Below are 8766 nucleotides of genomic sequence, written 5' to 3' on the forward strand. Positions count from 1 at the left end.
CCGCACCCCAAGCCGCGGCAAAGTAACCGCCGCCCTGGTGACAGGTGAGGCCGGAGATCGATACACTCAACGGCCTTAATTGCGCAGGCAATTAGCCAATAAATATCCCTACACTGAAAGTGTAGCCCAACCATGGTGAACCGTCAACATGGCGCCTCCCCCGCCGAGGCGCTCCAAGCCGCCGCCCTGCGCGCCGAACGGGCATACGTGGCCGCGCTGTACGCCCGACTCGACGCCGACCGCGCGCGGGCCGAGGACACCCTGCGCCGACTGGAGAGCCGCGGCTCGGCCGGCGGCACCCGGCAGGCCCGGACCGAACGCGACATCTCCGCCGCCGAGTTGGCGCGTACCATCGCGCGGCTCAACGGTGTGGACAGCGGTCTGTGCTTCGGCCGCGTCGACACTGAGGACGGAACCACCCTCTACATCGGCCGGGCCGGACTGCGCGACGCGACCTACCAACCCCTGCTGGTCGACTGGCGGGCACCGGCCGCGCACCCCTTCTACGCCGCCTCGCCGGGTGATCCGCACGCCCTGGTGCGCCGCCGCCATCTGCACACCAGGGGACGGGAGATCACCGGCCTTGACGACGAGGTCTTCGACCTCGACCTGATCGGGGAGGACGCTCGCGCACTGGTGGGCGAGGCGGCGCTACTGGCGTCGTTGCGCCGCGGCCGTACCGGACGGATGTCGGACGTGGTGGCCACCATCCAGGCCGAGCAGGACCGGGTGATCCGCTCCGGGCTGCCCGGCATCCTGGTGGTCCAGGGCGGCCCCGGCACCGGGAAGACGGTGGCCTCGCTGCACCGCGCGGCATACCTGCTCTATGCCCACCGGAAGACGCTGGAGCGGCGCGGGGTGCTGGTGATCGGACCGAACGACACCTTCCTGCGGTACATCGGCCAGGTGCTGCCGTCGCTGGGCGAGACCGAGGTCGCGACCACGGCGCTGGGCGGGTTGTTCCCCGGCGTGCACGCCACCGAGGCGGACAGCGCCGAGACAGCCGTCGTCAAGGGTTCGCCGCGGATGGTCGAGGTGATCGAGGCTGCGGTGCGCAACCTCCAGCGGGACCCGGGCGGTGACGTCCGGGTGCCAGTGGAGGGTGTCGAACTACGGCTGACCAGGGGCCAGTGCCTGCGGGCCCGCGACCGCGCGCGGGCGCTGGGGATGCCGCACAACATGGCGCGCAATCGGTTCGTCACCGATCTGCTCGACGCGCTGGTCCGCGACCAGGCCGCGCGGCTCGAACGCCCGCTGGACGACGAGGAGTTGCGGCACGGCCCGGCCGAACTGTGGCGGCAACCATCCGTACGGGCGGCCATCGACGCCCTGTGGCCCGAGCTGGCCCCGACCGGCCTCATTCGTGAGCTGCTCGGCGACGCCGACCAGCTGCGTGCGGCGACCACCGGCCTGACGGAGGCCGAACGCGCCACGCTGTTCCGGCCGTTGGACGCGCCCTGGACCGTCGAGGACGTACCGTTGCTGGACGAGGCGGCCGAGTTGCTCGGCGCCGATGACTCCGCCGAACGCGCCCGGGCGAGGACCGCCGAGGCACGGCGTGCCGACGAGGAGGAGTACGCGCTGGGTGTGCTCCGGATCACCGGCCTGGAAGACCAGCTCGACCCGGCCGTGCTCGCCGCCTTCCACCGGGACCCCGCCCCTTACCGCACCACGGCGGAGCGCGCCCAGGCGGACCGGAGTTGGGCGTACGGGCACGTCATCGTGGACGAGGCACAGGAGTTGTCGCCGATGGCCTGGCGGATGGTGATGCGGCGGATACCCTCCCGTTCGATGACGGTGGTCGGCGATGTGGCGCAGACGGGCTCCGCCGCCGGGGCCCGGTCCTGGGGCGAGATGCTCGACCCGTACGCCAAGGGCCGTTGGCGGCAGGTGGAGTTGACCGTCAACTACCGCACTCCGTCAGAGGTGATGGCGGTGGCCGCCGACATCCTGGCGGCGGTCGCGCCTGGGCAGCGGGCGCCGGAGTCGGTGCGTGGCGAGGGCACCGGCCCGCGGGCGGTCGCGGCGCCGGACGGGGCTCTGGCGGCCGCGGTGGCCGACGCCGTGGCGGCCGAACTCGCCGCGTTGGAGGCGGATGGCGGTGGCCGACTCGCGGTGATCGCCGCGGACCGCCGACTCCCTTCGCTCACCGCGGCTTTGCCCCGGGCCGCGACCGGAACGCACCGTGCGGCGCTGGACTCCGACGTGGTGCTGCTGACCACTCGTCAGGCCAAGGGGCTGGAGTTCGACCGGGTGGTACTGGCCGATCCGGCAGGGATCCTCGCGCAGTCCCCCAAGGGCGGACACGATCTGTACGTTGCCGTCACCCGGGTCACCCGGCAGCTCACCGTCGTCCATGAGGGCGAGCTGCCGGAGGTGTTGTCCGGGCTCGTCAGGTGAGGTCGAACTCGCCGTCCCGGGCGCCGAGCACAAAGGCGTTCCACTCCGCCGGGGTGAAGATCAGCGAAGGGCCGTCGGGGTTGCGACCGTCGCGCATGGCGATGTAGCCCTCCACGAAGGCGATCTGGACATCGCCCTTCCCCTGGTTGCTGGCCTGCCACACCGCACCCGTCAAGTCGAGCTGCGGTTTCTTCCCGTTGGCCAAGGGCTGTCCGGTCTTGCTGTCAGCCACGTCCGCTCCCTTCCGGCTTTGTCTTCCGCGGCCCAGCCTAGCGAGGGCGGGCGGTGCCCGACAGCCCGTTCACCGAGGCCGGACGCCCTCCGGTCACGCATCGGGCCGCTCGGACCCCACCAGCCACATCGAGAAGAACTGCGAACCGCCACCGTAGGCGTGGCCGAGCGCCAACCGGGCACCGTCCACCTGGCGTTCGCCCGCCTGCCCGCGTACCTGCAACGCGGCCTCGGCGAAGCGGATCATGCCGGAGGCACCGATGGGATTGGTGGACAGCACACCACCCGATGGGTTGACAGGAAGATCGCCGTCGAGCTCGGTCACCCCTGACTCGGTGAGCTTCCAGCCCTCCCCCTCGGCCGCGAATCCCAGGTTCTCCAGCCACATCGGCTCGTACCAGGAGAACGGCACGTACATCTCCACCACGTCGATCTCCCGGCGGGGTTCGGCGATCCCGGCCTGCCGGTAGACGTCCGCGGCGCAGTCCTGCCCGGCTCGCGGGGACACGTAGTCCTTGCCAGCGAACATGGTCGGCTCGCTGCGCATCGCGCCACCGCGCACCCACGCGGGCGGTCGCGGTGCGCGCCGGGCACCGGCGGTGTCGCTGAGCACCAGCGCGCAGGCGCCGTCGGAGGACGGGCAGGTCTCCAGATAGCGGATGGGGTCCCACAGCATGGGCGAGGACCGGACCTTCTCCAGCGTGATCTCCGGGTCGCGAACGTGCGCGTACGGGTTCCGCAGCGCGTTGCGGCGGTCCTTGTAGGCGACCAGCGAGCCCACGGTGTCCGGCGCGCCGCTGCGCCGTATGTACGCCCTGACGTGCGGTGCGAAGAAGCCGCCCGCGCCCGCGAGCAGCGGTTGCTGGAAGGGGATCGGCAGCGACAGCCCCCACATGGCGTTGGATTCCGACTGTTTTTCGAAGGCGAGGGTGAGCACCGTGCGGTGGACCCGGGCGGCGATGAGGTTGGCGGCCACCAGTGCCGTGGAGCCGCCGACCGAGCCCGCGGTGTGCACCCGGAGCATGGGCTTGCCCACCGCGCCCAGGGCGTCGGCCAAGTACAGCTCGGGCATCATCACGCCCTCGAAGAAGTCCGGCGCCTTGCCGATGACGACGGCGTCGACATCCGCCCAGCCCAACTCCGCGTCGGCCAGGGCTGCTTGGGCGGCCTCTCGAACCAGCCCGGCGATCGACACGTCGTGCCGGGCGGCGACGTGCTTGGTCTGGCCGATCCCGACGACGGCCACCGGTTCCCTGCTCATGAGGCCTCCAGTACGGCCACCAGGTTCTGCTGTAGGCACGGGCCGGAGGTGGCGTGCGCCAACGCCCGCTGGGACTGGCCGCGGTGGATGCGCGCGGCGGCCTCGCCGAGCCGGATCAGTCCGGCGGCCATCACCGGGTTGGCGACCAGCGCGCCGCCCGAGGGGTTGACGGCGACGGAGTCGCCCAGCCGCAACGCCCGGCGCAGTACGACCTCCTGGGAGCTGAACGGGGCATGCAGCTCCGCGGTGTCCACGGGGGCGTCGAAGGCCCCTGCCCGCTCCGCGGCCTGCCGGGTGGACGGCGAGTCGGAGAGGTCGCGCACCCCGAGGGAGTGCGCCTCGATGCGGTGGTCCATGCCGCGGATCCAGGCGGGCCTGGGGCACAGCCGGCGGGCGGTGTCACCGGCGGCCAGCACCACGGCCGCCGCGCCGTCGTGGATCGGCGGGCAGTCCCGGCGCCGCAACGGCCGTACGACGTAGTCGTCGGCGCCGGTGCGGGCGCCGTAACGTGCGGCGATCGCGGCCAGTCGGCGTTCGTCGGTCAGGCCCACGTCGATCAGCGACTGCGCCTGGAGCGCGGCGAGCGAGACCGAGTCGGGCCACAGCGGTGCGACGTAGTAGGGGTCCAACTGCCGGGTCAGTACGTCGCGCAGTTCGCCGGGTGACGACTTGCCGTAGGCGTAGACCAGCGCGGTCTCCGCCTCGCCGGTGAGGATCTTCACCCATGCCTCGTACAGCGCCCACGCGCCGTCCATCTCGACGTGGGACTCGGCGATCGGAGGCCAGGCACCGACCCCGTCCAGCGCCATGGTGAACGAGAAGGCGCGCCCGGCGAGATAGTCACTCGACCCCGAACAGGTGAAGTCGATCTGGTCGGTTGTCAGTCCCACCTGGCCGAGCACCGCGTGCAGTACCGGCATCAGCATCTCCACCTCGGAGAACTCCGAGCTGTCGCGCCGGTGTTCGCTCTGCCCGAAGGCGACGATCGCCACGTCTCGGGTCACAGCAGCTCCTTGTAGCTGTCGTACTCGGCGTCGGGCTCACCGGTCGGGCGGTAGTGGTCGGGGTACCGGCCGCCCTCGGTCCACACCGCCTCCACCCGCAGTCCCATCCGCACCCGGTCGTACGGGATGCCGCCGATCCGGCCGTGCAGCGCGAGGTCGGCGCCGTCGAGGGCGATGTGCGCGTAGACGTAGGGGACTTCGATGTCCAGGTTCTTCGCCTTGATGTTGACCACGCAGTATGTGGTGACCGTGCCGCGCGGCCCCACCTCGACCTGCTCGGCGGTGGCCACCCCACAGGTCGGGCACGCGCCGCGCGGCGGTACGTAGACCTTGCGGCAGGCCGGGCAGCGCTCGCCGATGGTGCGCCGCTCGGCGAGCGCGGCGAGATAGCGGGACTGGGCCTGTCCGGGCGAGTACGTGTAGTCGAGTCGCGCGGGGGCGACGATGCCGCTGACCGGATCGGCGAACCGGCCGTCGAACGCGCGGGGCTCACGCCCGGCCGCTCCGCCCTCGTCGGGTTCGAAGCAGGCGATGTCCGTGATGGCGCCGGTACGGTCGGCGGCCCAGCGGATCCGCACCCGCATACCGGTGTGCACGCCCTCGGCGTCGGGGGCGTCCATGGCGTGCAGCATGGCGGTGTCGGCGCCGTCCAGCCTGACCAGTACCCAGGCGAACGGGCGGTCCAGCGGCTGCTGTTGGCGCGGTTCGGGGTTCCATGCCCAGCTGGTGACGGTGCCGGTGGGGGCGACCTCGACCAGCTCGCGCAGTTCCTCGGCGGTGACCGGGTCGTACTCGACCGGCGGCACCAGCACCCTTCCGTCGTGGCAGCGCACGCCGAGCACGGTGCGCTCGCGCAGTCCGGTGAGGAAGGCGCTCTGCACAGGCCCGAGGGAGCGGGTGAACGGGAACTCCACGACCAGCGGCGCCTGGAGCGCCCGCGGTGCGGGGGCTGGGGTCATGGGCGTCTCTCCTTGGGTCGCGCCACCGTCAGGCGCGCCGGTAGTGGGCGGGGCGCTTCTCGGCGAAGGCACGGGCGCCTTCCTTGGCGTCCGAGGTGGCGAAGATCGGCCAGCCGCGCTCCAGTTCGCTGGCGAGTCCCTCCGTCTCGGTCAGCTCGGCCGTCTCGTAAACCGAGGCCTTGACCGCCTCGACGGCCAGTGGGCCGTTGGCGTTGATCAACTCGGCGATCTCCAGCGCCTTCTCGCGCGCCCTGCCGTCCGGGACCACCTGACCGATCAGGCCGATGCGCTCGGCCTCCCGCGCGGAGTACGGGCGGCCGGTGAGCAGCATCTCCAGCGCGTGGGTGCGGGGGATCTGCCGGGCCAGCCGGACGGTTGAGCCACCGATGGGGAACAGCGCGCGGCGCACCTCGAACAGCCCGAAGACCGCGCCCTCTGCGGCCACCCGGATGTCGGTGCCCTGGAGCAGTTCGGTGCCGCCCGCCACGCAGTGCCCCTCGACGGCGGCGATGACGGGTTTGCGGGGGCGGTGGTGGCGCAGCATCGCCTTCCAGTGCAGGTCGGGGTCGGCGGTGAGGCGGTCGCGGTACTGCTGGCCGTCCATCCGCCCGTCGGCGGACAGCGCCTTGAGGTCCATGCCGGAGCAGAACGTGCCGCCCGCGCCGGTGAGCACCACCGACCGGATCGCGTCGTCCTCGTCGGCCTCCACCCAGCCGTCCCACAGTCCGACGAGCATCGGCAGCGAGAGGGCGTTCTTCGCTTCCGGCCGGTTCAGGGTGAGTACGAGTGTCGCGCCGGCGCGCTCCACGGTGAGGTGCTCGGTGCCGCCCATGGCATCTCCTCCAGTCGTGGCACTCAGTAGAACAGGTTGCAGTAGGACCTTCAACAGGTTCCTGACTAGTAGTCAGATTTCTCGGCCGGTGGGTCTTCACACCTCCCGCGGTCGGCGCTCTAATGGGGCCGCCAAGCCAGTGGTGCCGGTCAGGAGGAGCCGTGGAGTACAACCTCGCCGACCTCTTCGAATCCGTCGTCGACGCCGTACCGGACCGCGAGGCGCTGGTGTACGTCGACCACCCCGGCAGCGGCGCGGAGCGGCGGCTGACGTACGCCGAACTGGACGCCGCGGCCAACCGCGTCGCCCACCACCTCGCGGCGTCCGGTGTCGCCCCCGGCCAGCACGTCGGCCTGCACCTGTACAACGGCGTCGAGTACCTGCAGACCGCACTGGCCTGCATGAAGATCCGCGCCGTCCCGGTCAACGTCAACTACCGCTATGTCGCCGACGAGTTGGCGTACCTGTACCAGGACGCGGACCTGGTGGCGCTGGTCCACGACGCGGACTTCGACGACCGGGTGGCCGCGGCGGCCGCGACATGCCCGACGCTGCGGCATCTGGTCCGGGTCGGCTCCGGAACGGCGTCCGCACTCTCGTACCGGGAGGCGGAGGCGTCCGGATCACCCGAGCGGGACTTCGGGCCGCGCTCCGGGGACGACCAGATCATCATCTACACCGGTGGCACCACCGGCATGCCCAAGGGCGTGATGTGGCGGGCGGAGGACCTCTTCTTCTCCGGCCTCGGCGGCGGCGCGCCGACCGGCGAACCGGTGCGACGGCCCGAGGAGTTGGCCGAACGGGTGGCGGCCGGCGGCGAGGGGCTGGTCTTCTTCCCCACCGCGCCGCTGATGCACGGCACGTCGACGCTCACCGCGTTCATCGGCTTCTTCTTCGGCCAGAAGGTAGTGATCCACCGCAAGTTCGCTCCGGAGGAGGTCCTGCGGACCATCGAACGGGAAAGGGTGACCAGCGTCTCACTGGTCGGCGACGCGATGCTGCGCCCGCTGACCGACGCGCTCGCCGGACCGTTGAAGGGCACCGACTGCTCGTCGCTGATCACCCTGTCCAGTTCCGGGGCGATCCTGTCCGACACCGTGCGGACGCAGTTCCAGGCGCTCGTCCCGAACGTGCTGATCCTCAACAACTTCGGATCCTCCGAATCCGGCTTCAACGGCACCGCGACGGACGACGCGGGCCCGCGCCGGGGCTTCCGGTTACACGTCAACTCCCGTACCAGGGTGGTGGATCCGGTCACCCACCTGCCCGTCGCCCCGGGCGCTACCGGGCGCCTGGCGCAACGCGGTCACGTACCGCTCGGCTACTACAACGACCCCGAGAAGACCGCACGGACCTTCTTCCGCGACACGACCGGGGAACGCTGGGTACTGCTCGGCGACCTGGCCACGGTGGACGACGACGGTGTCGTGACGGTACTGGGCCGCGGGTCGCAGTGCATCAACACCGGCGGGGAGAAGGTGTTTCCGGAGGAGGTCGAGGAGGCGGTCAAGTCCCATCCGGGCGTCTACGACGTCCTCGTGGCCGGCGTCCCCGACCCCCGCTGGGGCAGCCATGTGGCGGCCGTAGTCCAACTACGCGACACCACCGCGACATTGACCCTCACCGAACTACAGGACCACTGCAGGACCCGCCTGGCGGGCTACAAGGTCCCGCGCACACTCGTCATAACCCCCCAGATCCACCGCTCCCCCAGCGGCAAGGCGGACTACCGCTGGGCGGCAACCGTCGCGACGGCCGCCGCCAACCCCACCTGACACCCGCCCAGCCGAAGGCACCCATCTCGCCGCTGCACACAGCCGGTTGGCCGTCGGATACACACCGAGGCGCCTCCCCACGCCGCCTCCCCCGCTCGCAGCTGATCGGTGAGGAACACGCCCCCAAGGAGCGGCGAGCCACAAACGATCGCACCCCCGCGACCCAAACGACCACCGGACCGCAAGACGACAGACAACGTGAGGGGGCGGGGGCGAAGGGGTGGGGGTCCTGGACGCTGACGTGTATTTGCGGGCCGAACTTCCGGCCCACCCAACACAGGGGGCAACCGGCCCGTAAATATAC

Annotated in this window: 7 protein-coding genes; 2 read left to right on the forward strand and 5 right to left on the reverse strand. The window is 71.2% G+C overall.

Annotation, left to right across the window (positions count from 1 at the left end):
* Positions 1 to 132 precede the first annotated feature (132 nt).
* The gene (locus P3G67_RS33345) at positions 133 to 2400 is read left to right on the forward strand and encodes a HelD family protein (RefSeq protein ID WP_276096842.1); all 2268 of its coding nucleotides are present in this window, start codon (positions 133 to 135) and stop codon (positions 2398 to 2400) included.
* Here the strand turns inward: P3G67_RS33345 and P3G67_RS33350 are convergent.
* From P3G67_RS33350 to P3G67_RS33370, 5 genes are all read right to left on the reverse strand, one after another.
* On the reverse strand, positions 2393 to 2632 hold the full coding sequence (locus P3G67_RS33350; protein WP_276096843.1) for a DUF397 domain-containing protein: 240 nt from the start codon (positions 2630 to 2632) through the stop codon (positions 2393 to 2395). The genes P3G67_RS33345 and P3G67_RS33350 overlap by 8 nt on opposite strands.
* A 93-nt stretch (positions 2633 to 2725) precedes the next feature.
* Positions 2726 to 3892 (reverse strand): thiolase domain-containing protein, encoded by a 1167-nt coding sequence (locus P3G67_RS33355; protein ID WP_269856359.1) that lies wholly within the window; start codon positions 3890 to 3892, stop codon positions 2726 to 2728.
* Positions 3889 to 4896 carry a thiolase domain-containing protein gene (locus tag P3G67_RS33360; protein ID WP_276096844.1) on the reverse strand — a complete coding sequence of 336 codons (1008 nt, stop codon included), beginning with the start codon at positions 4894 to 4896 and terminating at the stop codon, positions 3889 to 3891. The genes P3G67_RS33355 and P3G67_RS33360 overlap by 4 nt, the downstream gene beginning before the upstream one ends.
* Positions 4893 to 5855, reverse strand: coding sequence for a Zn-ribbon domain-containing OB-fold protein (locus tag P3G67_RS33365; protein WP_276096845.1), 963 nt, complete (start codon positions 5853 to 5855; stop codon positions 4893 to 4895). Before P3G67_RS33365 ends, P3G67_RS33360 begins: the two co-directional genes overlap by 4 nt.
* 28 nt (positions 5856 to 5883) lie before the next feature.
* Complete coding sequence (locus tag P3G67_RS33370; protein ID WP_276096846.1) at positions 5884 to 6687, reverse strand: crotonase/enoyl-CoA hydratase family protein; 804 nt, start codon at positions 6685 to 6687, stop codon at positions 5884 to 5886.
* 161 nt (positions 6688 to 6848) lie between these two features.
* Here P3G67_RS33370 and P3G67_RS33375 point away from each other — a divergent pair, with 161 nt between their 5' ends.
* Positions 6849 to 8462, forward strand: a complete 1614-nt coding sequence (locus P3G67_RS33375; RefSeq protein ID WP_276096847.1) for an acyl-CoA synthetase — start codon at positions 6849 to 6851, stop codon at positions 8460 to 8462.
* Positions 8463 to 8766 lie beyond the last annotated feature (304 nt).

Origin of the sequence: Streptomyces silvisoli, assembly GCF_029269905.1 — a bacterium.
In the GTDB taxonomy this organism is placed as follows: Bacteria; Actinomycetota; Actinomycetes; order Streptomycetales; family Streptomycetaceae; genus Streptantibioticus_A; species Streptantibioticus_A silvisoli_A.

Bases quoted from the DNA above. Each gene is read 5' to 3' on its own strand.
- P3G67_RS33370 (WP_276096846.1), bottom strand. From the start codon at position 6,687: ATGGGCGGCACCGAGCACCTCACCGTGGAGCGCGCCGGCGCGACACTC.
- P3G67_RS33345 (WP_276096842.1), top strand. From the start codon at position 133: ATGGTGAACCGTCAACATGGCGCCTCCCCCGCCGAGGCGCTCCAAGCC.
- P3G67_RS33355 (WP_269856359.1), bottom strand. From the start codon at position 3,892: ATGAGCAGGGAACCGGTGGCCGTCGTCGGGATCGGCCAGACCAAGCAC.
- P3G67_RS33365 (WP_276096845.1), bottom strand. From the start codon at position 5,855: ATGACCCCAGCCCCCGCACCGCGGGCGCTCCAGGCGCCGCTGGTCGTG.